Source organism: Chryseobacterium sp. 22532, assembly GCF_052044665.1.
In the GTDB taxonomy this organism is placed as follows: domain Bacteria; phylum Bacteroidota; class Bacteroidia; order Flavobacteriales; family Weeksellaceae; genus Chryseobacterium; species Chryseobacterium lathyri.
Genome location: NZ_JBQENJ010000005.1, coordinates 314,915 through 341,679 on the forward strand (window position 1 = coordinate 314,915; position 26,765 = coordinate 341,679).

The window sequence follows — 26,765 nt, forward strand, 5'->3', positions numbered from 1 at the left end:
GGTTTAAATGACAGCTACTAAATTTCAGACAAAAGATAGGAAATGAGATGATAACAAAAGCCCTGCAACCAGTAACTAAATTCCCACCTACAAACACTCATACCCTCAAACTCCCTTACTTAATTAGAAACTCGCCTTCACCTGCATACTTCCGATGTGAATGGTTCTGTCTCCGGAATTCCTTCCCTCATAATTTAAATTAAGCTGAAGGAAAGAGTTGATCGCCTGCTGAATAAAAACACTCCATACCTGGTTTTTGCCGGGTTTAAGACCGTCCAGCATCTGGTTTCCTACAATACTGAAATTGTTTCCGGTAAAATCATTATTGATGAAAGAGAAATTCCCCCTGATCGAAGTTTTTCTGCGTTCCCACTGAATGGTTCCTGTCACATCAAAAGCTTTCAGGAGCTCTTCACCATCTATTCTTTTTTTCTGGCGGTAAGCAGAAGAAAGTTCAGCCTGTATAGCATCTGTAAATTTATAGGTGGCCTTCGGTTTGGTTTCAATATTATTCAAACGGTAATCCCTTGTGGCGAATAGCTGGGATGAATTTTTAAGATCGTGAATCGAATTTTCCCAATCAACTCTGAATTCCTTGTTAAACCAATATCCAATATTGATAAAATGAGAAACCTGCTCACGTTCTTCATTACTGAAATTGGCATTGATGAGGTTATCATTGGTAATAAAACGGTAGTTTCCGTTCCATCCGGATTTTTCAGTTGGATTAAACTGGACAGAGGCCAGAATATTCTGGTTTTTTAAGATCTGATCGCTGTTTTTTTCAAAAGGATTCAGTACCAGAACCTTGTCCTTTTTGTAAAAAGAGTTTTGTGAATTCAACGAAACATTAAAATTCCATCGTTTTAAAAATGCATTTTCAGAATTGAAAACTATCGACGGATTAACGAATAATGCCAGCTGAATTTTATTTTTATTGGAAGGAATATAGCGTACAGAATTGGTGTAAATCCTGATATATTGTGCTAAGTCAGAATATTCAGCAATTTCGAATTCATCGAGCTGCTGGATGCCGTCTCCGTTATAATCGGTCCATTTATAAACACCCTGTCCGTCTGTTACCTTAAGATACTGGAATTCCCTTTGGGCTTCCTGTCCGTTTCCAAGTTCATAAAATGCCTGCAGGCGCATTCCGTTTCTGAATAATTGCTGGTTATATAGAATATTTCCGACTACGAAATCATTATTTCGGGTCATGTCAGCTTCATCATTCTGGTAAAAGAATTTTCTATAATGTATCAAAGCATTTAAAGTAGTTCTTTCGGTTTTGATCAGCTGGCTTTCTGCCATAATTCCCAGGATATTATTCATACTCTCCAGCCTGTTGTTTCGTACAGAGTCGTTATCTCTCATATACACTTTTGCAAGAAGCTTTGTGCGTGTACTGTCACCGATCTTTTTCTGAACAAAGATCTCTTTCCAGCTGAAACTGGTAACATCCATGAGCTGCGTATCATTATACTTCTTCTCATTATGTTCCATGCTTCCTCCGATAGCCCAGCTTCCTTTTTTACCGGTAAATTCTGTAGAAACTCCACCCCGGATGAATTTCGTGTCCTGAAGTGTAGCATTCGTATTAAGGTATGACAAGTTTCCTTTTGTAAAGAACTTTCCTGTGATCCAGCTAAGATCAAGATCATTTTTTATCCCTTTGTAGGTATTCTGTTCATCCAGGTAGTTTACGCGGTAATTCAGAGTGGATTTATTGTTCCATTTATTTAAAAAGCTGAATATAAACCTGTTTTGAGTTCTCTGGCTGAATTCCTGTACCAGGTTAAAATCTCTCGAGAATTCCACATCATTGATACGGTCTAGAATATGAAACTGCTTGTCTATATATTGATATTCAAAACTCGGAGTTCCTTTCCAGTTATTTTTTGTAAAACTTTTATTTCCGAAAATACGCCATGCATATCCAATGTTTTGAGCGGCATCTTTTGAAGAAAATAAATTCAGATCATAATTGCTCAGTGAAAAATCAGCCCCAATTTTACCCTCTTTTAAAAGATATTCGGAATTTACCGAATACACCTGCGATTTCTGAGGGGAAGGAAGTTTTCTTACCGCTTTATAATCTCCCATATTATTCCCGACATACTCAAAAACGCGGCCGTTATTAGTTGTCTGTGTAATTTTGTAATCCCCCTGATTAATACCAAAATAAGTAAAAGAAACCTGATAAAGTGTTTCATTCTGATCTGTCGAAAACTCGTAGAAATTTCCGGCTGGATTTAAGCGATACAGAATTTTATTAACATCATATGGAGTAACTACTCCTGATGGTGCATACATCAGATTGGGGTCATTACCCGCATCGGCAAGGATCTGTTCGTCTTCTTTGGAAAGATTTAAAGAAAGGGGAGCATTTTTGTTGTCATTTTCCATGAACCAGTTCATTCCTACTTTAAACTTCTCTCTCTGATGTTCTACTTTTCCGGTAAATAAATATCGGGAGTAATTCCTGTTCGTATAATTATATGAAATTGTAATAAAATTCTGCTGAAAAATAGGACGGAAGCTGGTAAAGGTTACCTCTCCGGTATTATAATTAATGACATAATCCTGGTTTTCACCACGCTTCATTAAAATACCATCAATAAACACCTGCTCGGAGCCGGAAATAAGGGTGATAAACTGCTCACCATTCTTCCCGGTTAAACGGTAGGGTCCCTGGTTGCCTTCCACTCCCTGAAAACGGACCCTGTGAAATTCACTTCGTGCAACCCCCATGGAAACATCTACAAAGGTTTTGTTATCCTTTCCGAATTCAGTCTGAAACTCAAGCCCCATGCTTCGTCTCTGGAATTTTGCAAAATAATTTTTCGATTCTACAAGATCAAGATGCCCAGCTCTGAGGATCGATTTATCCTTAATATTCAGCTGCATATAAATCTTGTCAAACTCTTCCAGGGTTTGTGTATAGCCATCAGCCTGAATCGGAAGGTTATGATCCGAAATACTTGCTAAAATAGTCACATCCTTAGAAAGCCTTCCGGAAATCTGAAGATCCATTGAACTCTGTACAGATTGTCCCTGGTTGTTACCGAATGTAATTCCACGAATGATGGAACCTTTAGAGTTCAGCTCTCCTAAAAATCTTTTTTTGTCGTTTTTGACAAGTACTGCCTCATCTACGATTATTTTGTTGTTGGTTTTTACAAAATCCAGAGTGTCTTTTGCGAAAATATCCTGTTCAAAACGGGCTGCAAGGATGCTGTCTTTTTTAATACTGTCTTCCGGAATATTTGGATTTTTCCACGAAAATATTTGCGCATGGGCCGAAAATATGCCCATGAAAAACAAACCGATCAGAAGAAAAAGATTGCGCAAGTGTTTAAAAATAATTCGTAAAAATAACTAAAAAATGTTAACGGAACGGGGTTTAGCATTATTAACAGAAATTTAATCTAATTATTGTAAATCCCTGAAAATTACTGGTGATTTTATCATGTAGATTATTGATACTCAAATTTCGCAATCATTAATTTTTTATACGTTTGCTAAATCTTTATTAATTACCGAAAATGCAACTTAAAGTACAATAAGTCTTTGGCAAGAGATTTATTTCACAATAGGAAATAGTAATGGTAGTAAGGTTTCCCGAAAGATTGTTAAAAAATTGACTTTAATTAATTGTTAATTATGTCTTGTCACTTTTATATAGTGATGGTTTTTTTGTACTTTTAACTCATAAATATAAAACTTTTTATAATGAAAAAAATCTTTACTATTTTGGGAATCACTTCATGTGTTTTCGGATTTTCTCAGAATTTAGTTCAAAACCCGAGTTTTGAAAGTGGGGTTAGCAGCTGGACAGCTGGTACAGGAACATCTTATACATTACCTACTGTTGAAACGGATACTCCATACCAAGGACTAAATTATGCTAAATATGTAGCAACAGCAACAAATGGTTTTTATCAAAACATTCCTATCAGTGCCAATACCCAATATGTCGTTAGTTTTTGGTATAAGTCGTCTGGTAGTGGGAATGGAGCCAGAATTTGGTCTTGCTTTTTAGACGCTTCTGCAGCACCTGTCTATTTGACAAGTGATGCATCAACAGATCCATTGAGAAATAATAATGGTTATTTGGCTAAAGTAAGTGTTTGGACTCAAAAAACAGTAACTTTTACTTCTCCGGCATCTGCAGCACAGTTCCAATTGCAAGTACGTGCTTATAATAATTCTACTGCTAGTTTTGATGAGTTTTCTTTAATCCAAAACGGATCTTTATCTACAATTGATTTCTCAGCATCAAAATATAGCTTAGTTAAAAATACCTTTGTTAAATCAGAGATTAATTTTGCGAAAAATTGTAAAGATGTAAAAATCTTTAATATGTTCGGACAAGTTGTAAAATCTCTTTCTGTAAAAGAAAATGAAACTGTGAATGTTGATGAACTGGCAAAAGGAAACTATATCGTTACAGGAACAGTAAATAACGAGCCTGTATCTCAGAAAATTTTAAAAGACTAATTTTAGTTTCTTTATTAATATGAGCTCCGGCCATTTCGCAGAAATGGCCGGAGCTTTTTTATAATCATATCCAATCTGGAATTTTCTTTAATATTTAAAGATGGATATCGTATATTTTTTTGAATATTTTAATTTTTGTGGTATTGTATTTGATGTGTACTAAATAGAAAAAAGAAGAATTCATTTAAAAAATACTTTGTATTCAATGAAGTTTAATTTAAAGCAAAAGTTAGTTTTCAATATAACATGTTAAAAGAAGCAGCTGTTTTACGGTTGCTTTTTTATTTTAATACCATCCCCTTCTCGCAGCATTGATAACCGCACCGAGATTAAGTACTAAGGTATATCTGATGCGTTTTGCGTAATCCTTGAAAGAAGGTTCAAAGCCTAAGGAGGACTGGATCGGGAAATATATTTCAAGGAAATCAGGAATAAGCTTTACTTTAATACCACTGTCCCAGATAAACTCTGCAGGGCGGTTTTTATTTTTATAGATCCCTGCGTCTGCATACACATGAAATATCTTCCAAACGCTGGAATCTACATTAAAAGAAGTAATCCACTGATTAACAGATCCCGGGATGAAGGATTTAAAACCTCCGTCAGCCAGGATAAACTGCTGTGACAGAAGACCACTGTTAGCACTTTCCCCCAACAGATTGTAAGAGAAAGAATAATTGGATACCCTTGAGATTCCATAGTTGAACGTATTATTCCGGGTCTCGTTTCTTATAAAATAACCGGCAAATAATCTAACGCTTAACTTTTGCTTTGGAGCAAATTCCCATCTGTAAAAGCCTTCAGCAGTTATTTTATTGAAATCTTCCATACCCTGAGTGCTTAAGCTTAAGCTTTTTTCATGGATCATCTGGCTGTCGCTATACCCATAGCCTGCGCTCCAGAGATTATATTTGTCATAATCTTTATTAGCGATCATTTTAGGACTGAGATCCCTTTCTAAATAATTGTAAGAAAACCCTAAGCTTCTGCTTACCGTACTTCTTGGATTTTTCCTGAAGTTGAAATTGGAAAATATGGAACCTTTCCTGTAAGCCAGTCCGTAATCATAATGGAAATAAGAACCTGATACTCCAAAAGTAATACTTCTGAAAACACCTTCAGCCGGAAGGAAAGAGTAGGAGATAGCACCTGATCCGGTTAGTTTTCCGGTTCCTGTACTGTAAGTAGGTGTAAATGAGTACAAGAACTTCTGGTCGAAAAAAGATTGGTTTTTTAAGTTAACACCTAAAAGGAATTTATCATATGTATTATTAAAACGTACCCTTGGACTGATGTATACTTCGTTGTATTCAGGATTTGGAATATCCTTGATAAGTTTAAATTTTATTTTTTTTGCATTTGAAAAAAAACCTTTTGCATATAAAAAATTATCCCGGTATTTAGATTCGGGGAAAATATAATCCGAGTTTAGAGTTACTTTGTGAATATCTTCCGAAGCAGGAAGAGCAAAATTGGTGATTCTTTCGTTTTCCTTTGTTTCTACCCAATAAGATTTTACCTCGCCTTCGCTGGTCTGCGTTTCAAGCCGTACAGGAATAGGAGAATCTATATTTTTACCAATTTTGATATTCAAAGAATCGTCCTGCTTTCTGACATTTTTCAGTCTGAAGTTAGCCCTGTTTTTTTGTTTTAAAAAATTGGTGAGATATCCTGATGTTTTGTCTTTTTCAGCGAGTTCTTTAAGAAATTCCTCCGGTTCAATTTTCTTGTCTGTGTTTTTGGAAATATAATCTTTAAGAATGTTATTGAACTGATCATACCCCATTTTTTCGGCGGTATAATTAAAAAGGCTTCCCGTTTCAAAACTGCTGACCGCCATGTCATTAAAGTTGCTCAAAACCGTAAAGTTCTCGCTGATCTTCTGGTCCAGGTTCTGGGACATGATGTATTGATAGGCCAGTCCGTAACGGTCAATCAATTTTACTTTGGATGCATGGAATAATTTTAATGGCTTTACCCCAAAAATACGGGTTTCCGGAAGAGTGCCCAATAGCTTGGTTTCCTTATAGAACTTTTGGAGATACTGAATTTCCAGATAAGATTTCAAACCATTTTTAAACCAGTGATCTTTCTGTTTATCCGCAATAATGCTTTCGTCAAGTATTTTTTTTGCAATGATTCCAAAATAATCAAGATCTGTTTTTTCGGAGTCAGTGAACAGCTGAAATCTGAATTTCCAGAAAGAGATATCATTACTCCCGAAAAAATCTTCCGAAGATTTAAATTTTTCCGAAATAAAGAGGTTTTTTGGAAGGAATCCTATTTTTTCTTTGATGAACTTCAAATGCAGAGGCAGGTAAAATTCAAGATTTTGTTTTTCTTCCGGTTTCAGATTATAACCGAACTTGATCTCGGTATCGGCTCCATCCACATTTACTTTTATAGAAGGTAGCCCGTTCTGCGAGATTACAAATTCAGGATCAGAATCAAGGTAACCTTTAAATGCATTCATCTGGATCTGTGGCAGATTACTTTCTATAAAACTGTTAGGAGGAAGGTCAAAATTGACGGTCCAGAAAGTATTGAAGCTTACCGATTCCTCAATATCATGATAGTTTCTTTTGGAAATATTGTCCGGATCAAAATGATCCGGAACAATAAAGAAATATTTTAATGCAGTGATTTTATCTGAAGTACCATAACCCGTAAATTTCTTATCGGGAAGGTGCATTTTATACTGAAGCTGTAATTTGATGCTTTCGCCAGGCTTTAAAGCCTCCTTCAGGGGAAGAAAAAGATTCTCATCCGATGTGGAATTCACTGAAACAGGCTGTGCTGAATTTTTAATTTGCAAATCCAGAAGTGTACCCAGCTGATCATTTTTTGCAAAATGAAGATCACTATTCCTGTCTTCCAGTTTTCTGTATACCAGTGATGTTCCTTTTTTGTTATAAGCGGCAACCCAATTGAGAAGCTTTACCGATTGCAGGTCTTTGTCGGAATGATTGTAATACACAATTTCCTGGTTAACCTCCAGCGTCTTTCTGTCGGTAGATAATTTAGCTTCAATGTATATACTGTCTTTTTGCCCGGAAACCTGTACAATTCCCCAAAACAAAACAAGGCAAGTCGTAATCTTTTTCAAAATCCTGTGATAAAGCCCAAATATAAACTTATTTTGAATATATCCAGCAGGATTTTAGCCCTGAAAAACGTTTTTTTGCAAAGAATTAACATACGCATTCCAGCCCTCATTTTTATAAGTAATGGCAGCGGTTTCAGGATCTTCAGCCTTATAAATTCCTCTTCCTACGATGATGAAGTCGGAGTGAAGCATTTTGAAAACATGTTCAGGAGTATTGTACTGTTGTCCTTTTCCGTCCCCTGAATCTGCAAGATTAACACCCGGAGTAAAAAGTAACAGCTCTTCAGGAATCTGATTTTGTGATACTCCTCCAATCACATTTGGATGTGGCAGGGCTACTTTCAGAGCCTCTTCACGATAGCTTGCCGTAGTGAGAGCTCCCTTGGAAGACATTCCTACGATTGCGACAACGCCTACATTTTTGAAGCAGTCCAGAGATTCAAATCCTCCGATCACCTGTGAAGTAACGAAATCTGCCCAGTCTGTAATTTTAAATACGCCGCTGGTGAATTGGAGTTCCTGTGTATTACCGATATCTGCAAACTTTCTGTCCTCCATTAATAAAAACTGGTGTTTTTCAGCTAATGCTTTTAAAGGAACAATTGTTTTTTCGTATTCAAAATCTGAAATGATATCGATATGTGTTTTTAATGCAATAACATGAGGGCCTACTTTTTCAGCAAGATCAAGCAGTTCCTGGGTTGTGGTAACATCTGCAGAGGCAATAAGATTTGATTTTTTTGCCAAAGCGGTTTCCAACAGTTTTTTAGAAACCGAATGTTGTGCATGCTCTAACTTCTGTTCGTAAGAACTTCTCGTCTTTTCTTCAAACTGAATATGGTTTCCCAGAAGGAAATCCTGGATTCTTTTTACTTCTTCATCAGAAAGCTCTCCATTTTCCTGAAGAATAGAGCAAACTTCTGAAATATTGAAAAGGGTATGAACTCTGTATCCTTTACTTTCCAACAACTGTTTTCCACCCTGCTCTCTGTCAAGAACCACAACGATGTCAGCTACTTTAAGATCTTCCTGCTCTACCTCTGCAATAGTCTCTACAAGAGATTTTCCGGAAGTGATCACATCTTCCACCAAAAGACAGTTCTGCCCTTTCTGGTAGATTCCTTCGATCAGTTTTTTCGTTCCGTAGCTTTTGGCCTCTTTTCTTTTAATAATTAATGGAATGTAGCTTTCCAAAGACATCGCAGTAGCCATCGGAAGGGCTGCATAAGGCACTCCGCAGATTAAATCAAAATTATCCAGTGGAAGCATTTCCAACAAATAATTAGCCAGATTCTTTAGGATTTTAGGATCTGAAGCCAAAGGTCTCAGGTCCACATAGAACGGACTTTCGATACCGCTTTTTAAGGTAAACCTTCCGAATTTGATGATGCCCAGTTTGTAGCACTCTAAGAAAAATTCTTTTTTACTTTCCATTATTTTTTATTAGATATTGCAAATTTAATGATTTGAAACAAGGCTTAAAAATTTATCAACCATTTGTCAATAAAAAACCATCCTGAAATGTTTCAGGATGGTTTAAAAATATTTCTGTAATTATTATTTTACAATTTCTGCATCGATAATTTTAGTGCCGTTCAGCCTTTGTTCTGCTTCCCACAGTAAAAATTTATCCACTTCTTTGATAAGCTTTGGGATTGTCAGTGACAATACTGCCAGGTCATCCATAACCCCTAAAACAGGAACGGCAAATTCAGGAAGTATGTCAATAGGAGAAATTACGTATAAAAGTCCCAGAAGAGGAAGGATGATATCGATAGATCTCATCGGGTATTCTCCTTTTCTCCATAACTTGACCATTCTGAAGATGTCAGGAATTTTTTTAACGAAGCCTTTATGGCTGATCGCTTCTTTTGCAAGATTCAATTTTGAATATTTCATTTTGTGTTTAGTTTTAATAAATTTTTCAACGTAGTAAATTTCGCAAATTCTATACCAATAAATTATAAAATTTAGTTAAAATAATTACTTGATGATATTGTCAATGAACTGATGTACAGTTTCTGTGTTCCAATCTCTGGAGGCATCTTCTTTAATGATGATTCTTCCGTGCTTATCAATAAGAAAAGTAGTAGGGAATACTTTGGGAAGAATTTTTTCAGAAATAGGGCTTTGTGCAATATAGACAGGAACGGAATAATTATTTTCTTTTAAAAACTTTTTTACATCCTCTTCCTTGTCGTTCATGGCAATAAGAATAAAGTCTACATTTCCCTTTCTGGAATCATATAATTTTTGAATGCTGGGCCATTCTTTTCTGCATGGCGGGCACCATGTTCCCCAGAAATTAAGGAAAACAGGTTTGTTCCTAAATGTTTTAAGATTGGTACTCGGTACATTGATTCCTTTCAGTTCAATGTCATAATCTTCTTCGCTTACATGTACGGCATTTTCGATGGTCGCGATCGGGAAGAACTGATCTCTCAGGTATTCTTTTACTCCCGGGACAAAAGCGACGACACCGATAATGATGATAAGGACAAGATATATGATATTCTTTTTCATGCGTTAATATTTACTGTTAATTTTCGCCTTATTGAATTCAATTGATATTATAGTAATTCTAAAATCTCCTGAACGGCATCCTTGCCTCTGTTCTTAGCATAATACAGCTGCAGGTCATTATAAAAGCTATCTTTTGGGTAAGCTTCCGGATCTGCTTTATGTTTCATTAATAATTCGTATCCGTATTTCGGACGCGGTCCCCACGAATTCTTTACATTGAAATCTTTATCCAGGATGAGCACTTTAGGAATAGATTCTGTACCGTTGGTCAGGTATTGGTTGATCAGACTTTTGTCACTGTCTCTAAGGAAGATTCTCACATCGTTATGCCCTTCGAAAAAAGTAACAAGAGCAGGAACCGTAGCGCTGGCATCGCCGCACCATGCTTCTGAAATGATCAGTATTTTTCCGTCAAAATTCTTAGAAGCCAATTCTTTTACCTGTTCTTCATCCGGAACATACTTTTTCAGCGTTCTGTCCATTCTCTGAAGCCCGAGTTCATAGTATTGTTTATATTCTATTTCCTGTTGGTTGGAAGGATTTTCTAATCTTTCTCTTCCGATGCGGATGTATTCTTCAAAAGAAATTCCCTGATCCCAGTAATTTTTCATTACCCAATATTTATATTAAAAATTATTGATGTTTCTTGTTTTATTGATCAAAAACAGGTCGGCCAGTACAAATGCCGCTAAGCTTTCCACAACAGGAACAGCTCTTGGCACTACACATGGGTCATGACGTCCTTTTCCTTCTACAATGACAGGGTTTCCGTATTTGTCGACACTATCCTGAGGTCTTAAGATAGTAGCTACTGGTTTAAACGCAGCACGGAAATAAATATCCATTCCGTTGGAAATTCCTCCCTGGATTCCTCCTGAAAGATTAGATTTTGTGGTGAAATCCGTATTGAAAGCATCATTATGCTCTTTTCCTGTCATTTTAGCACCACAGAAGCCGCTTCCGTATTCAAATCCTTTGCAGGCATTGATATTCAGCATAGCTTTGCCCAACTCGGCCTGAAGCTTGGAAAATATAGGTTCTCCAATTCCTACAGGAACGTTTTTGATTACGCAAGTCACTGTTCCGCCGATGGTATTGCCTTCTTTCTTGATCTCTTTAATTCTTTCGATCATTCTTTCTGCAGTTTCAGCATCCGGACAACGTACATCATTACTTTCCGTTTTTGAAAAGTCTAAAGCCTGATATGGTTTTTCACAGAAAATATCGCCTACGGAAGAAACATAAGCATTGATCTCGATACCGGATAAAAGCTGTTTAGCCAATGCTCCTGCAACAACCCAATTGATCGTTTCTCTTGCTGAAGATTTTCCGCCGCCGCGATAGTCTCTGATACCAAATTTCTGGTCATACGTAAAATCTGCATGACTCGGGCGGTATGAATCTGCGATATGATCATAGTCCTTAGACTTCTGATTTTCATTTTCTATAATAAAACCGATTGGGGTACCTGTCGTTTTTCCCTCAAAGATCCCGGAAAGAAACTTTACCGTGTCACTTTCTTTTCTTTGAGTAACAATCGCAGATTGGCCCGGCTTTCTGCGATCCAATTCATATTGAATTTTATCGAAATCGACCGTTAAACCTGCCGGAAAATTATTAATGATACCGCCGTAAGCCACGCCGTGACTTTCTCCAAATGTTGTAAGACTGAGAAGATTACCTAATGTATTGAACATGTTACAAAATTACCTATTTTTCTTCAGATAATAAAGTTTCTGGATTTGTTCTATTTATTAGTGTTTTTGATAATATGGATAATGTTCTGTACTTCCTTTTTTTCGTCCGGTGTAAGTTTTTTCCAGATGAATCCTTTTTTGATATTTTTTTCATCAATATATTGAGGGAAGATTCCTGCTTTTGCATCATCAAAAATATAACTTGCAGATATTGCAGGAATAGGAGTGTCAAAATTAAAAGGATAATCCTTTGATACATTAAATTTTAAATTTCCCGTTTTGAAAGTTTCAGATTTGTTGTAATGATAAGTTGAAGGCTGATACAGCTGTTCTTTTTTCAATCCGGCCATAAAATTTCCTGGCCTGAAACTCGGAATATAATGACGGATGAAATTGGGGAAACTTAAAGTCCCGATCACCAATACACTTGAGGCGAAGAAAAAAGCAAGTGATTTTTTTTTACTGAAATGAATAAACAGGATAAAAGCGATCACGAAAAATACATCAAGAAAAAAACGGTATTGTGCCGAGAAAGCTAATACCAGTATACTTTTTATCAATAAGGAAATGCAGACAAGGCTAATGATTTTTTTCTTTTTAATGAAGGCAAAAACAGAAAAAATAACCAGGCTTAAAATGAAGAACAGGTTGATTTTTGATTTAATTCCTTCCAAGGTAAACCAGTTTCTGACTGCATCATAAAAAGAGAATTTTTGAATTTCTTCGTAGCTGTACTGCATATCGTATGTCTTCTGAAGAGCATATTGCGATGAAATTTTTAAGACCTCTGGATTGGGTTTCCAGGTGAATCCAAAATCACCTATGGCAACAGGAAATACAGGATATCCGAAGGTCCATATATTTTTGATAAAGAACAAAATAAGAATCCCGGTTCCTAAGATCCAGTTTTTATAATTGGGTTTAAAAATGAATACAGAACAAAGGAATACCAGTAATGGGAGCCATATCATGGTAGGTTTTATCGAAAAAACAAAAACAGCATAAGCAAAAAGAAGACTGGTGTTTTTGTTTCCTGTCATGATTTCGTTTAAAATAATCAATGATAAAGTAATAACAGGAAGATCAGGGCTTGGTGACTGTGAGAAGAGTAAGAGTATGGGGATAAAACACAGCTGGATCCAAGTCTTCTTCTCAAAAATATAAAAAGTATAAGTGATCAGAAGAATGGCATTAATTCTTAGAAAAGGATCTGAAAATCCGGAGAACCCTGCCTGAAAAATATGCCATACGGACATTTGTCCTAATGTAAAATCCAGATTGGAAATACCTTTTACGAGACCATATTCCGTAAGCCATTTAATGGTTGGAACATAATACCCGAAATGATCCAATATATAAGGATAAAAAGAACTGCTGTATAAAATAATCAGTGAAATACTGCCGATTAAAAAGGTGTCTTTCTTGGAAAAATAATGAAATTCTAAGTGCAATTTCTTTTTGAAAAAGAAGAAAATTCCAGCAAGTATAAAAGGAATTTCTACATATATATTAATAGGAATAAAAAATGCAAGAACAGTCCATATAAGGCTGAGCCCTAATATTCCTGTTAAAATGCTACCTGAAATACCTCCGGTTAGAGAGCCAAAGAAGTTTTCCATGACTTCCCCCCAGCCTGCGAGTACTGAAAGAATGAGAACCGAAGAAAATAAAAGTAGCATCATAAAAAAAGATTGCTTAAAAATAAGCAATCTTTAAATGTTATCGTGAAAATATTAATTAACGTGGTTGAACTCTTCCGTCTTTTCTGTCTCCAGCCCTACCAATCGTATAACCGGTTGCACCACCTACTACACCACCAATCACGGCTCCAAGACCTCTGTTTTTCTTAGCAACAATGGCTCCTACTGCGGCGCCACCTACAGCCCCAATAGCGGTTCCTTTGGCTGCTTTACTCCATCCTTTCTTTTGAGTGGCAGTGGTTCCTTGGGAAGAACTGCTTCCATTATCTGCATAGCTTCCGCCTCCTGAATTAGAGTTTGATCCTCTGTCTCTATATACTGTTCTGGTTTCTCTTATGATCTGAGGCTTTGAATTATTGGCTGCAGCTGCCTGAGATTTTTTACTTTCAGCAATGCTGTCTGCCTTTTTCTGTGCTTCATACACTATTTTTTCTTTCTCGATAGCCAGCTTTTGCTTTTCTATTTCAAGCTGTCTTGCCTGAAATTCAAGTTTCTGCTCTTCCAGAGATTTTTCAGCTGTCCTTTCGTCCTTTTTGCAGGCTGTCAGTAAAAAGACTGATAAAAAACCTGCTAATACTATCTTTTTCATAATTCAAATTTTAATAAGTAGTCTTCGCCAGACGGCAGTGACTTCCTATTTATTTTCAATTATGAAGCCAAAATTTAGTTAAGAAATGTTAAAGTGATAATTTTTTTGATAAACCTGAAAATATTTTCAGGTTGCTTTAGCTTATTGAACGGTGCATGGATGTAATTTTAAGTTCATTAAAAGTTTTTATTCAATTCATATGAATTGGTTACTTTTGGAAGAACCAAATTACTTTATTATGAAAATGACAATTTTTAAAACAATGGCTTTTTTGGCCTTGGCTATTACGGCTTTATCATGTTCAAACGATGATATGATATCTGATGTTCAGACCCAGACCCATTCTGAAACCTCTAAACAGGCTTCAAAGACTCAAACTTATAAGCTAAGATTCGGTATTGTCAACCTGGATGGTACGAAGTCCCTTTCAGGAAATTACGATGTAGGAAGCTTCCTGGCTGAGAATACGGTTACAGGGGAAGTTTATGACACGTATTATGGAGGTGGTTTCCAGGCTCTTCCAGCGTATAATGAGGGAATTCCAGCAGGAACGTATACTTTTTCGGCTATGCAGGGACAAGGCGGTTGGGCCGGTTATGGTTCCGTAACAGGGACTGTATCGGACGCTCAGGTAGATGCAGACGGGTATATTACTGTGTATATTCCTATGACCTGGGCTGAGTAGTTCAGGTAAATATTAAATCTACTTTATAAAATTCTCATTTGAGGATTTTTAATTTGTGTTTTTGAGCCTCCTGAACCGGAGGCTATTTTTTATGCTGAAATAATATTAAATAAAAAGCTCCTCATTTCTGAGAAGCTGCTATTATATGTTGAAAGTTACTTTTACTTTATTGATAAGCCTGTGGAGTTTGTAGGTCTGATAGTTCAGAAGCTCGTAGATCTCCTGTGAATTGGTATATATTTCCGGGACTATTTTATTGTTAATTGTTCTGATTCCCCTTCTTTTCATGGTGTCATGAATCACTTTGGCAAAGGATTCTTTTGCTCCCTGTTTGAAGCTCTGCTGAGAAATACCGTTAGAGTGGAGACGGTAAAGATAAAGGGGTTCCTTAATATATTTTACACTGCCATGCTCCAGAATCTTCAGGTACAGATCCTGGTCTACGGCGCTTTTTAGGTTGGGGTTGATGCCTGAAGTTTTAAGGTAAGTTTCTTTTTTAAAAGTGAAGAAATGGGCAAACTGGGTAGGACAGTTGAAAAAATATCTGCTGTTGTAGATTTGTTTTGTTCCTCCAAATATTCTGTCAGGAATAAGGTTTTCATTACAGAGCATCATTTGGGAATAAGCTGCTACAATGTCATCTTCATTAAATTCATTTATGGTTTTTTCTAAAGCATCTGCATATAAGGCATCATCCGGGTCCAGGTAGGCGCATAATTCTCCTGTTGCATATTTCATGCATTTTCTTTTGGTATATCCACATCCCCGGTTGGATGTATTGTGATAGATGCTGAAGCGCGGGTCCTGTTTTATAATAGCTTCAATTATTTCTACGGAATCATCTGTAGAAGCATCGTCAATAATTATAACTTCCCAGTTTTCGTAGGTTTGAGTGATTAACGAATTATAGCAGTCTCTAAAGTACTTACCGTTATTATAATTGGCTATAAGTATAGAGAATTTTATCACGATTTAATGAGTTAAGTTTTTTGTAAAAGTAGAAAAATACTTTTTTAAAAAATATATCTTAAATCATATTGTATTGATATTTTTTTTACTATTTTACGATACTATATTTTGTTATAATTATTTATATGTAATGATTGTATAATTTATTTTTATAGATTACATCGGCTTTACCTATGTTAGCTGACCAGGGGGTATACTTGTTGAAAGAATAATTAAAAAACATTTATGACTGAACTCATAAAATGAGAAGAGAGAAGGCATTACCTTTAAGACATAGAATTATATAATAATTTTCTTAATTAGATTATAAAATTTTTTTCATCATTTGTGTTTTTTTAGGCCTCCACTAGGAGGCTTTTTTATTTTTCTTATGTTATGGATCAGAATGCCAAACATGATATTAATCATAATTATGTTGATTATAGAACTTATTTTATATCCGCTGTTATCTTACTATTATGCTGTAATCCCTTATTTTTAGGGAGCTTTTTATGTTTCGTTCATTTAAAATAGTATAGAAAAATCATCATTATACAGAAGAAAATATTTTTAAAAGTATTACAACTTTGGCACGATTTTTCAATATATGAAGCAACTCATGTTTAATTTGAGTTTTCATGGTTATTAGTTTTTATCCCCGAAGCAATTCGGGGATTTTTTTTGCGTTATATTTTATTGTGCGTTTAAAGAGCCATCAAATTTGCCGATATTTCATTGAAATATAGAGTGGCTAATCTTTATTATCGGGTTATTATTTAAGTATTCATGTTAAATTATTGAAAGGAGGTAATAGATTTGGGTTTCAGTTGTTTTATATATATAAAATTAAATCATGAAAATTTATCTTCTCATTGTATCATTGCTAATTTCATTATCATCTTTTGCTCAAAACGTAAGTTCTGCAGTAGATGAAATCATTCATCGGGAAATGAAAACAAGACGCATCCCGGGTGCCCAGATTGCAGTCGTCCAAAACGGTAAAATTGTTTTAAGTAAATCTTATGGAGTTGCAAACATACAGGATCAGGTTGCTGTAAAAAGTAATACTATTTTTCCGATTAATTCCAATACAAAGATTTTTACGGGGGTTGCCATTATGCAGCTTATTGAACAAGGAAAGGTAAAATTGGATGCGCCTGTCAGTACTTATCTGGATAATTTACCGTTAGAATGGCAAAAAATAACAGTCGATCAGTTACTGACCCATATTTCCGGATTGCCTGATATGTTAAAACTTTTTGATCCTGTGACGGGAAATATAGGACCGCTAAAAACGGAGGAAGCCATTTTTGAAAAACTTAAAGCCACTCCTTTGGAATTTAAAACAGGAGAGCAATTCAGTTATAACCAGACTAATTATTATGTATTGGGTAAAATTATTGAAAAGATTACCAATAAATCATTTGCTGATTTCTTTGAAGAAAAACAGTTTAAAGTAGCTCGTCTAAAACATACCCTGTTTGGAGATTCAAGAGATGTAATTCCTCATTATGCCCCCAGCTACAGCTACAGGACTTTTTTCGATGGTAAAAAAATAAATCAGGACAGGTTAGCAACTAATTATTATGAATTTCCTGATTTTAGCCGCACAAGCGCGGGACTTAACAGTACATCTGAAGATATGGCGAATTGGATTATTGCCTTGCAGAATGGTAAATTATTACAAAAGCCATCAACATTGGATATGATGTGGTCACCGGGCAAATTCAATAACGGAACACCTACAGATTGGACACGCGGCTGGGGAATTGCAAAACTTCGGAAAAATCATAAGGCAGTTGGGATGTCCGGAGGAAACAGGTCTGTTTTACTTATATACCCGGATGATCATTTGGCGGTAATTGTATTAACCAATTTAGGAGGGAGCTCTCCTGAAGATTTCATAGAAGAAATTGCAGGATGCTATATTCCGAACATTATTAAAGCAGACCCACTAACGTATCTTAGAAAAAACCTGCAAAAAATCGGATTTGAAAATGCAATAGACTTTGTAAAGAAAGAGAAAGCCCAAAATCCTGATTTCAATCCAAAGGAATTTGAGCTTAACAATTGGGCCTACCGCATGCTAACCACCAATCAAAAGAAAGAAGCTCTGAATATTTTTAAGCTCAACGTATATTTATTTCCTGACAGCTGGAATGTTTATGACAGCTATGGTGAAATCTTGTTAAAAACAGGTGATACAAATAAAGCGATTGAAATGTATAAAAAATCTATAGATTTAAACCCGGATAATGAGAATGGAAAGAAGATTTTGGAACAGATTCAAAATCCTAAAAATTAAATTATAGTTTTAACAACAGCGTTTCAGTTATAAGCAACAGCTATTATATGCTGAACAGCAAAATATCCTTACTGTTGAAAGTAAGGATATAATGAAATGATAAGTTGCAATAAATTTTAATAGATTTCTATTTGGTTATTCAAAAGCAACTAACTTACCTATTAATTTGCAATTTTCCAACCTAATAGAGATGCTGCGGCAATTTGATAATTGCTGTCGGCGGTTTGAGTTAGCCCTACAAACATGGTATAGATTTGATCTCCGGCATTACATTGTACTGCTCCGGTGATACTCATGGTATTGATAATAGTTTAAATCATGCTATGTATTTGCCTCTTGAAAAGGGGGTATGGAGAGAAAATGAAAATGCAGACTGGAATAGCTGGATAGTAGTTATGATCTATTTTTTTTCTGATATTATAACAAATGATTATATTAAAGCGGGACTATATGTTCCGCTTTAATTTTTAAAGTTTCCGTTTTTTTTATTTATTGGGAAAATATCGAGGGAATATTTAAGAAAAAAACCTCTAATTATCTTATTAAAAGATTTTTAGAGGTTTTTGAATAGGTACCTAGCGTACCTAAATATAAATAATCAATACTTTCTTATACTCTAATAAAATACTGTAAATAAGCTTATTTAAAGGCTATTTATATTGTTTTGCATTTCATGTGATTTTATTTTATTGTAAAAATGTAGACACAAATGTAGACACGTTATAAAATAATTTCTATCTTCGTATTGTTCAAAATATAATTATGGCTACGATTAGATATTATTTACGTACAAAGTCTACGAATTCTAAAATACAGATACAATTATCGATTTCAAGAGATTTGAAATTAAGGACATCTACAGATCTAGTCATAAATCATTCTGATTGGAGTTCTGATACGAACTTTCCAAAACAAAATAATCCCGAAAATAAAATACTTACTAGGCAATTAAGGGAATTATCAAATCATTTATTGAATGAATATAACTCTGATTTTGCTACAGGTGTAATTTTGAATACAGATTGGCTGAAAGAGAAATTAAACAAATACTTTAAACGGATTGATGAAAAAGTAGATGATAGTGTTTTCTTAAACTACCTTGTCAATTTCATCGACTTCAAAAAAAGTATTTCATCCTATACCGATTGTACTATTCGTAAGTATAATAATCTTAAGGATCGTTTTGCCGAATATCAGAAAAAGAAAAAAAAGAACTATTTAATTGAAGATGTTAGTGGGAAAGTGCTAATTGATTTTAAAAATTACCTCATCATTGATTGCGGTTTAATGGACACAACAGCTACAAGATTTATTAAGAACCTTAAAACGGTGATATTTGACTCCAGGAATAATGGAAAGCAAATACACCATCAAATTGCAGGGTTTTCCACAGGAACAACGAATAGTGAGCATAAGGTGTTTCTATCTTTTGATGAGATAGAAAAAATAAAACAGATCATTACACTGAATAAGGATTGGGACACAGCTAAAGACTGGCTTGTTTTAGGTTGTTATTTAGGACAAAGGGCTAGTGATTTACTACGGATGAATAAAAGAATGATTTACACCAAAACAGATGCTGATGGTAACTCATTCAGATTTATTGAGATCACACAGCAAAAGACAGGAGAAAAGGTTGTTATTCCCTTACATGATGAGGTTGAATCTATTTTAGAAAAATACCATGGTGATTTTCCACCAACATTCGCAAGTAATCCGGGTTCTAATTCTGTATTATTTAATAGGCATATAAAGAAGGTTTGTGAACTGGCAGGGGTTCATGAAATGGTGAAAGGTAAAGTTTACAATGAAGAGACAAAAAAGAATGAGATTGTAGAAACTGAAAAATGTAACCTGGTTTCTTCTCATGTTTGCCGCCGTTCATTTGCTACTAATTTTTATGGAAATAAAATGTTTACAACACCTCAGCTTATGTCGATTACCGGACATAAATCAGAATCCCAGTTTCTCAATTACATTGGTAAAACAGCAGATGACTGGGCCATGCAGACGGCCAAAACATTTAAAGATCTTTCTGAGAAAAAAATAAAAACATCATAATTATGGCAAACAATATTATAATTCCCGAAGGTTATGTTTTGGTTCCGGCAAGTTGGGCTGAAAGATATTTTAACAAGTCATTTTGGACAGAAATTGAGGTGCCAAGAACCAATGAAGTAGCTGAGTATGTAGGAGTGAGTGTTGAGAAAATAAAGAAGGATCTAAGAAATATAGAATGTCCACTTAGAAAGGCTGAAAAAAGCAAATCCGGAAGAGGCAATCAAATGAAATTTCACAAATGGTCAGTTGAAGAATATAAAGACTGGCTTAGAAAATAAAATTATATGAGCAGCAAATTAGATTATCAAATAGCAAAAGAATATCTGAATAAACTTCCGCGAGAGCAAAAAATGGAAATTATAAACGGAACACTTGGGCAAGTAACTGTAAGTAAAAAAGAAAAACAGCAGATCCGGAAGTTTTGTTCAGATTATATAAAATCAAAAATCCAAAAGGGCAAAATATAAAGTCACCTGTACAAAAATGGAAACATATTTATCAAATAAGAAAATAGAAAGTCTAAAGTCATTTTTTAAAGATAAAGATTGTTATTTAGAAATAATGAAAAACCTCTACAAAACAAGAAAGGGATTATATTCTATCATTGAGCAAAGGCCCGATTTGAAAGAGAAAGTATATCCACAGTTTCAAACATTAAATAATCTTATAGGAACATTACTTGTTGATGATACTGTAGAAATATTAGAATTATTACGATGTAGTTCTAAAGGTAGTACTTCTTAGAAGTCATTTTTTTCTGTAGAATAAAACATAACTTAAATAAATCAAATATTATGAATACAAATGAAAAGACAAGAACAATTGATTTAGCAGAAAGAGCGGAAAAAGAGTTAAAAGCTAAAATTGATGAATATATTGGATATTATGGCAGTGAAGATGTTTATTCAAGAGAGATCGGTCCAGTAGTAGATGGGTATCTTCAATATTGTGATGTGCTAGATGAAATAGAGAGTTTAGTGTCTGAATGCGGAATTAATCAAGAGGAATTATCTAGGCAAATTGTTGATAAAATTACTTATGCAAGGCAGACAGCGGATGCAAGAAGTAAAGATAGTTTGAGGTTTCATTTTGGAATGGTAAGAGAATTAATAACAGGATTAGCACTGTATCATGCAAAAATAAAAGGCTTTTAAAAAATAGAAAATATGGATACTCGAAAACTAGAATTTCCAGAGTGTTTCGATGAAGTGAAAATACCTAAAATTGAAACATTAAAAAAAGATGATTTAATTAATCTATTAACGAATTATAGCGCTGACATTTGGATGGCTCTATTTGAGATTTCAGGAATGCAAAGCTGGTTTGATATTTATCTTTTAAGCCCTGAATTTCAAGAGCTAGATAGAGATCGACAAAAAAAGACATTAGAACTTTTTCGCAAATTAAGATATGTTTTAGAAGGTGTCGATGATTTCATGGATGAAAATCAATTGGGTGAATATAATTCAGAATATTATCAATGGCAGATAGATAGAAAATAGCAATAACCGTTACCAGAGATGTTTTTAAAACATCTCATTTTTTTATCATAACTTTATATTGGCAACCGATAAATAATTGTTCAAAATATGAAAAGCAAAATATTCAATAAATATAAACAAAGCAAAACTAGAGATTTAATAAATGTTGATAATTCTGAAAAATACTATCTTCCACTTTACACTAATTCGGATGATTTTAAGAAAGATTATTATAATAATCTAAGCGAATATTTAAGAATCTTTCCATCTGAAAGCGAATTGAAATTTATAAATGATAATTTATATTATGGATACAATGAATTTAAAATTGAGCCTACGGACCTTAAATTTACATTAGTTGAGTCTAAATATAATATTGCTTTTGACATAGAATTAAATAAAAATAATTTAAAAAATGTATTTAGGCAAGCTATTAAAGCCTTTATTATAAAATGCTACAAAAGAAATTCATCTTTACTTCCAAGCGGATTAAATTGGAGTGATGTTATTACTATTGTAAACAAAAAAGAGTCTGTTCGCTACGAAAAAATTGGAACTGAAAATCTAAAGATATTTTTGAAAGGAATGATGGGTAATGTTGCAGAAAATCTATATGTTTCTGGTTTTTCTAGAATGTTGTTAGAAAATTATACTTATATACACGGTAGGATTTTAGAAGTTGACTTTCCTAGTTTTATAAAAAATGAATATTTAGAATTATATGAAATTTCTAAATTCTTGTTAAATAAAAGAAAAATACTTCAGGAAGATAAAACTAAAACTTTAATTAATTCAAAAATAAAATTTAGTAATCCTAAGAAGCTAGCATTATTGCAAACAATCGGTTTTTTTGATTCACCATTTATAAAGAATTTATCTGAAGATAAGCAAAACCAAATAGTAGCGTTATTATTAGATGCAGATAAAAAAGAATTTGTCTATAAAAATAGACTAAATCTCAACTCTAAAAATCCAAATTATCAAATAGATAAATATACAGCATTCCAATATGTGGAAGAGATGGAACAGTTGTTAAATGGCATGCAATAAACTTAAATAAAATATCATACGGGAGTTAAATGGGAGTGTTTTTGCACTCCCTTATTTTTTATAGCAGATACCTTTGTATCATAACATAAACAGATAGTTATGAATACAATTCAATTCGTAGGAACTAATCCTACAGATCTTATTAAAGGAATCGAAGAAGCACTGATTCCTAAACTTACAGAGAGACTTTCTGTACAGTTCCAGCCAAAAGAGCCAACAGAGTATTTAACTCGTAATGAAGTTTGTAAACTTTTAAAGATTGATCTTTCAACATTGCACAGGTGGAGGAAAGATAAAACGATCCCTTCCTACGGCTTTGGAAACCGGGTATATTTCAAGCGTGCTGAAGTTGACCAGATTATTAATAAAAATAAACTCAGTTAAACTTAAATATTATGGCAGCGATTACACCAAGATTGGAAGCCTACCTGAAAGTAAGAGGTAGCATTGCAGAGAGAATGAATGAGGTTCTTGAGGTTATCGGAAAAATTCAGCCTTGCACGTATGAAGATATTGCAGATGAATTGAAAACCAGAACAAACTTAGTAACCAACCGAATGAGTGAACTTGAAAAGGTTGGTTTAATCCGTGTCACGGATAGAGTAAAACAAAAAGGAAATACACGGAGTCTTTTCAGTGTGTGTACTGAAGAAGAAGCGAAGCAGCTTCAAGAAGAATTCTTAATTAGATACAAATCTGAAAAAGAGGACCTGGAAACAGCATTTCAGAAAGTCCAGGAGAATCCGGCAGCGAAAGACATTATTAAACGTCGTGTTACATACTGTAAATACAAACTTCGCTTACTAACTAAATATGCCATCTAGTAACGAAAAAAAGGGAGCCATTAGGTTCCCTGATTGTTCAAAATATGTAATGGTGGCAACCGATTACAACACAAAGATAGTGAAAATAATGCTGGATAATTTGAAATTTTCAATTACTGATCAGGATATTATACAGAGATTATGGGGATTTGCAGAACAGGAAATGCTTTCCCGTAAACCTCAAAATAATAACTATGTATGCTATTCAAAGTTTGGTGCATTGATGAGGTTTGATTTTAGGAAAAGTATTGAAAATGGTTATCTGATTGGTTTTAGACATTTAGAGGTGTCAATAAGTCCGCATTATCACTTTAATGGCTATTTACATAATGGTAATGATTTCAGCCCCAAAAACTGCTTAAAAACGTTACGGGATATATTTATACAGATAAAGATAAGACAGGAGGAATTTGGCCTATTAAAAGCAGTGAATATTGAGTATGGGCTAAATTTAGTACCTGACACAGAGATCAAAAACCTTATCGGTGGAATTTCTTTCCATAAAAGAACGCCTTTCATAGCTCCAGATGCAGCAAAGCCTTACTTCAAAATTACAGACGCGACGAAGTATAAACAAATTAAAGCGTATGCAAAGGGGCTGCAGTTTATGGAGCATCCGGAATATGGTATTGATCTAAATACCTTTCGGTTTGAAGTAAAAAGCAAACAGAGTAAATGCATTTCTAAATTGGGAATTAGCACAGTAAAGGACCTTTTCAATGAGGAAGTCTACAGTGGATTATTTCAATCTCTTTTAGATGAATGGGAAAACATTCTTTTCACTTTTGAAAAAGAAAAATTTGATGCGTTTTTGAATGACTCTAATAGAGATAAATTTAATTATGAACGGCAAAAATATATGAAAACTAATGTTGAGGTTCGAACGATTTGCAGACAAATTAAAGGGCAATTAATCGATAAATTTTTATCATTTCAAAATTCTGCAAATTCCACACAGAAAACACTGATGAATACTGGAAAGGTCAAAATTAGAAATGACCCTTCTCTACTGATAAACTTGGAATATGCAGAATTTAATATAAATATTACTAAGAATAGGAGTATGAAATTGGGAACCTCATCAATATAGGATTGAAAATAATTTTGGTCAAAAAAAATAAAGTTTATGAATTTTTAGAGTCCATAAAAAAGAGTTGAGAAAACGGTTTTTCTTACTCATAAAAAAGGAGGGTAACGGAGTTTTCTTACCCATAAAAAATATAATTAAGAGTTTTCCGACTCTATAAAAATAACAAATAAAAAATGACAACAAAGAATATAAATACAGCTTTTATAAAGCTAAAGTCAATAAATGAACTGGAAGAGATAACGACTCTCGAAGATGGAAATTTACTGTTTGAAGATGGGGATGGAAAATTAAAAAGAATGACAACTGCTATATTTTATCAGCTGTTACATAATATTGCAAAGCCAATCTCGCCATTAGATGCCGGGCCTTTTACTGCAAATACTTGGCATAAACCAACAATATATTCAGCAAGTCCAGGAACAAATTACCCCAGTGCCGGTAGTTTAAAGGCCATTGAAGGATATGATACATTATTCTTTTATAACGGAACTTCTTGGATTAAAGAGGCTAACAAACTGCCAGGTGTTGATGTTGCTGAAGCATTTGATCCCACAGACGCAGTAAAAGCACAGGGAGGAGAGCAGATAAATAATTGGTTTATGGGATCAGATGACATTATTACTACCAGTTCAAAAACATTCGAGGGTACATTAATAACTTCTTACCCAACAGGTTTTTATGATCCCTCAGGTGTACTCGTTAATGATACATCTAGAAGACGCACAGGTTATTTGACGTTGCCTGTACATACAAATACAATTGATTTCATAAATTGGAATGCTGCTTATAGAGGTGTTTTTTTGAGTGCTACTAATATAACTTTAGGTATATTTTTAACAAACAATAATACGCCAATTGCTGTTCCTTCCGGAGCGGTAAAAATAGACATAGGCATTAAATCAACATCTGTTGAAGTTGATCTTAATGTGATTAAAATTAATTATCATATTGTAATACCAGGTGAAGTGAAAAAAATAGTTAGTCCTGTAGAATTAGAGAATCGAATTGATTTAAGAGAGACTAGCCAGAATACTAATTACGGCTTTTCGCAATACTCAAACTTCGATTCTTTTACAAGTGGTTATATAGATGCAGCTGGTCTTATTCAACCTGATCCGACAAATGCTCGAAAGCTGTCACCCCAAATAGATATTTCACAGTATACGAAGTTCACATCACATGTATCTATAAATGGAGCGTATTATCGGCTGACAGATTCTTTAGGTTCCCTTATAAAATTTGGGCTTCTTGGACCAGATATACAAATTCCTGCCGGATCAAAGTTTATCCAGTTCACCATTAAAGGTTCCGCTTCACAGGTGAATTTAGCTTCTGATTATTTTACATTCACAATTGGAAATGAAATTGATTATATTTTAAAGAAATCAGATATATCGTCTTTTTCTTCTCAAATAAATTTATATGTTCAAATTTCTAAAGCAAATTCCATTGGTTCGACAAATATTGATCAGTGGGAAAATTTCTCTGATGGATTTGATCCAAATAATGTAACACTTTTCGATGGTGGAATTAAGCTAATAGATAATATTACAGCAGTAAATAATCAAGCAAAGATTAGAAGTTTAAAATTTGATTTTGGCAATGTTTTTTCTGTATTTATGAAAGTTAAGTTTATGCAGCTTAACAACTCATATAACATGGATATTTTGGATGGAATTATAAATCAATATGGTGAAACCAATAACACTAATGACGATAACATTAATAAATCCGGATTCTCTTTTGCAGTAATTCATCCGACACTTTCCGTAAGGCCAATATTTTCGATTGTTAAGTCAATAGACTATGATACTTCGGGTAATTTGGAAATATGGAGAATCATTAAACCTACTAATTTTGTCGCAGGATTTGAGAGGATATGGACAGGGAAAGATATTCCAATGAATGCTTTTTTTGATATGCAAATAGATTTTGAATTCAATACTGAAACAAATGCAAATTATTATGTATCTATCACTGTTAATGGCCAGAAGTTGGTAAACAGGTCATTGATGGGTATGAATTCAAATTATGCAGGCAATAAATCATTGCTCTTCCAATGCAAAGGAACTACAGAAGAGCCAGCAGAATTTATTGTGAAAAATATTAAGGTAGTCCAGGAAAATAAAGATAAGGCTAATCTATTGGGTTATTTAATCTCCGGGATCTAAGAATGATTGAGATTGAAACCTTTAATATAATATAA

24 protein-coding genes are annotated in these 26,765 nt (G+C 34.2%); 14 read left to right on the forward strand and 10 right to left on the reverse strand.

What is annotated here, in order from left to right; all coding sequences use genetic code 11:
* Nucleotides 1-123 precede the first annotated feature (123 nt).
* Complete coding sequence (locus ACTJIV_RS15540; protein WP_440628649.1) at nucleotides 124-3,315, reverse strand: hypothetical protein; 3,192 nt, start codon at nucleotides 3,313-3,315, stop codon at nucleotides 124-126.
* A 417-nt stretch (nucleotides 3,316-3,732) separates the two neighbouring features.
* Between ACTJIV_RS15540 and ACTJIV_RS15545 the strand changes: the two genes are divergently transcribed.
* A complete protein-coding gene (locus ACTJIV_RS15545; protein WP_440628513.1) occupies nucleotides 3,733-4,500 on the forward strand; it encodes a T9SS type A sorting domain-containing protein in 768 nt (255 codons plus the stop codon).
* Between the two features lie 286 nt (nucleotides 4,501-4,786).
* Here the strand turns inward: ACTJIV_RS15545 and ACTJIV_RS15550 are convergent, their stop codons facing one another.
* The 8 genes from ACTJIV_RS15550 to ACTJIV_RS15585 form a co-directional block, all read right to left on the reverse strand.
* Complete coding sequence (locus ACTJIV_RS15550) at nucleotides 4,787-7,606, reverse strand: aminopeptidase (protein WP_440628515.1); 2,820 nt, start codon at nucleotides 7,604-7,606, stop codon at nucleotides 4,787-4,789.
* Between the two features lie 54 nt (nucleotides 7,607-7,660).
* Complete coding sequence (gene pyrF, locus ACTJIV_RS15555) at nucleotides 7,661-9,040, reverse strand: orotidine-5'-phosphate decarboxylase (protein WP_440628516.1); 1,380 nt, start codon at nucleotides 9,038-9,040, stop codon at nucleotides 7,661-7,663.
* A gap of 123 nt (nucleotides 9,041-9,163) precedes the next feature.
* On the reverse strand, nucleotides 9,164-9,505 hold the full coding sequence (locus ACTJIV_RS15560) for a YkvA family protein (protein WP_111955123.1): 342 nt from the start codon (nucleotides 9,503-9,505) through the stop codon (nucleotides 9,164-9,166).
* An 84-nt stretch (nucleotides 9,506-9,589) separates the two neighbouring features.
* The gene (locus tag ACTJIV_RS15565; protein WP_223560222.1) at nucleotides 9,590-10,129 is read right to left on the reverse strand and encodes a TlpA family protein disulfide reductase; all 540 of its coding nucleotides are present in this window, start codon (nucleotides 10,127-10,129) and stop codon (nucleotides 9,590-9,592) included.
* 47 nt (nucleotides 10,130-10,176) lie between these two features.
* Nucleotides 10,177-10,740, reverse strand: coding sequence for a thioredoxin family protein (locus ACTJIV_RS15570; RefSeq protein ID WP_111955119.1), 564 nt, complete (start codon nucleotides 10,738-10,740; stop codon nucleotides 10,177-10,179).
* A 15-nt stretch (nucleotides 10,741-10,755) separates the two neighbouring features.
* Nucleotides 10,756-11,826, reverse strand: coding sequence for a chorismate synthase (gene aroC / locus ACTJIV_RS15575; protein ID WP_111955117.1), 1,071 nt, complete (start codon nucleotides 11,824-11,826; stop codon nucleotides 10,756-10,758).
* A 50-nt stretch (nucleotides 11,827-11,876) separates the two neighbouring features.
* Entirely contained in the window at nucleotides 11,877-13,508 is a 1,632-nt protein-coding gene (locus ACTJIV_RS15580; protein WP_440628522.1) for an LIC_10190 family membrane protein, read from the reverse strand.
* A 55-nt stretch (nucleotides 13,509-13,563) separates the two neighbouring features.
* Nucleotides 13,564-14,115, reverse strand: a complete 552-nt coding sequence (locus tag ACTJIV_RS15585) for a YMGG-like glycine zipper-containing protein (RefSeq protein ID WP_336378963.1) — start codon at nucleotides 14,113-14,115, stop codon at nucleotides 13,564-13,566.
* Between the two features lie 238 nt (nucleotides 14,116-14,353).
* Here ACTJIV_RS15585 and ACTJIV_RS15590 point away from each other — a divergent pair, with 238 nt between their 5' ends.
* Nucleotides 14,354-14,800, forward strand: a complete 447-nt coding sequence (locus tag ACTJIV_RS15590) for a hypothetical protein (protein ID WP_440628525.1) — start codon at nucleotides 14,354-14,356, stop codon at nucleotides 14,798-14,800.
* Nucleotides 14,801-14,941: 141 nt separating this feature from the next.
* Here the strand turns inward: ACTJIV_RS15590 and ACTJIV_RS15595 are convergent, their stop codons facing one another.
* Nucleotides 14,942-15,769, reverse strand: coding sequence for a glycosyltransferase family 2 protein (locus ACTJIV_RS15595; RefSeq protein WP_223560218.1), 828 nt, complete (start codon nucleotides 15,767-15,769; stop codon nucleotides 14,942-14,944).
* An 832-nt stretch (nucleotides 15,770-16,601) separates the two neighbouring features.
* Between ACTJIV_RS15595 and ACTJIV_RS15600 the strand changes: the two genes are divergently transcribed.
* The 12 genes from ACTJIV_RS15600 (at nucleotide 16,602) to ACTJIV_RS15655 (ending at nucleotide 26,730) form a co-directional block, all read left to right on the forward strand.
* Entirely contained in the window at nucleotides 16,602-18,053 is a 1,452-nt protein-coding gene (locus ACTJIV_RS15600; RefSeq protein WP_440628526.1) for a serine hydrolase, read from the forward strand.
* 762 nt (nucleotides 18,054-18,815) lie between these two features.
* Nucleotides 18,816-20,114, forward strand: a complete 1,299-nt coding sequence (locus ACTJIV_RS15605; RefSeq protein WP_440628528.1) for a tyrosine-type recombinase/integrase — start codon at nucleotides 18,816-18,818, stop codon at nucleotides 20,112-20,114.
* Nucleotides 20,115-20,116: 2 nt separating this feature from the next.
* On the forward strand, nucleotides 20,117-20,392 hold the full coding sequence (locus ACTJIV_RS15610; protein ID WP_116012722.1) for a hypothetical protein: 276 nt from the start codon (nucleotides 20,117-20,119) through the stop codon (nucleotides 20,390-20,392).
* Nucleotides 20,393-20,398: 6 nt separating this feature from the next.
* Complete coding sequence (locus tag ACTJIV_RS15615) at nucleotides 20,399-20,581, forward strand: hypothetical protein (protein ID WP_440628530.1); 183 nt, start codon at nucleotides 20,399-20,401, stop codon at nucleotides 20,579-20,581.
* A gap of 16 nt (nucleotides 20,582-20,597) precedes the next feature.
* Nucleotides 20,598-20,858 carry a hypothetical protein gene (locus ACTJIV_RS15620; protein ID WP_440628532.1) on the forward strand — a complete coding sequence of 87 codons (261 nt, stop codon included), beginning with the start codon at nucleotides 20,598-20,600 and terminating at the stop codon, nucleotides 20,856-20,858.
* Nucleotides 20,859-20,908: 50 nt separating this feature from the next.
* Nucleotides 20,909-21,268: a hypothetical protein gene (locus tag ACTJIV_RS15625; RefSeq protein WP_440628534.1), complete on the forward strand. Its 360-nt coding sequence runs from the start codon at nucleotides 20,909-20,911 to the stop codon at nucleotides 21,266-21,268.
* A 12-nt stretch (nucleotides 21,269-21,280) separates the two neighbouring features.
* A complete protein-coding gene (locus ACTJIV_RS15630; RefSeq protein WP_440628536.1) occupies nucleotides 21,281-21,616 on the forward strand; it encodes a hypothetical protein in 336 nt (111 codons plus the stop codon).
* Nucleotides 21,617-21,703: 87 nt separating this feature from the next.
* Nucleotides 21,704-22,645, forward strand: a complete 942-nt coding sequence (locus tag ACTJIV_RS15635; protein WP_440628538.1) for a hypothetical protein — start codon at nucleotides 21,704-21,706, stop codon at nucleotides 22,643-22,645.
* Between the two features lie 99 nt (nucleotides 22,646-22,744).
* On the forward strand, nucleotides 22,745-23,029 hold the full coding sequence (locus ACTJIV_RS15640; RefSeq protein WP_225719177.1) for a helix-turn-helix domain-containing protein: 285 nt from the start codon (nucleotides 22,745-22,747) through the stop codon (nucleotides 23,027-23,029).
* Between the two features lie 11 nt (nucleotides 23,030-23,040).
* Nucleotides 23,041-23,469: a hypothetical protein gene (locus tag ACTJIV_RS15645; protein WP_440628540.1), complete on the forward strand. Its 429-nt coding sequence runs from the start codon at nucleotides 23,041-23,043 to the stop codon at nucleotides 23,467-23,469.
* Nucleotides 23,459-24,559: a hypothetical protein gene (locus tag ACTJIV_RS15650; RefSeq protein WP_440628542.1), complete on the forward strand. Its 1,101-nt coding sequence runs from the start codon at nucleotides 23,459-23,461 to the stop codon at nucleotides 24,557-24,559. The genes ACTJIV_RS15645 and ACTJIV_RS15650 overlap by 11 nt, the downstream gene beginning before the upstream one ends.
* A gap of 173 nt (nucleotides 24,560-24,732) precedes the next feature.
* Nucleotides 24,733-26,730, forward strand: coding sequence for a hypothetical protein (locus tag ACTJIV_RS15655; protein ID WP_440628544.1), 1,998 nt, complete (start codon nucleotides 24,733-24,735; stop codon nucleotides 26,728-26,730).
* The last annotated feature ends 35 nt before the right edge of the window (nucleotides 26,731-26,765 follow it).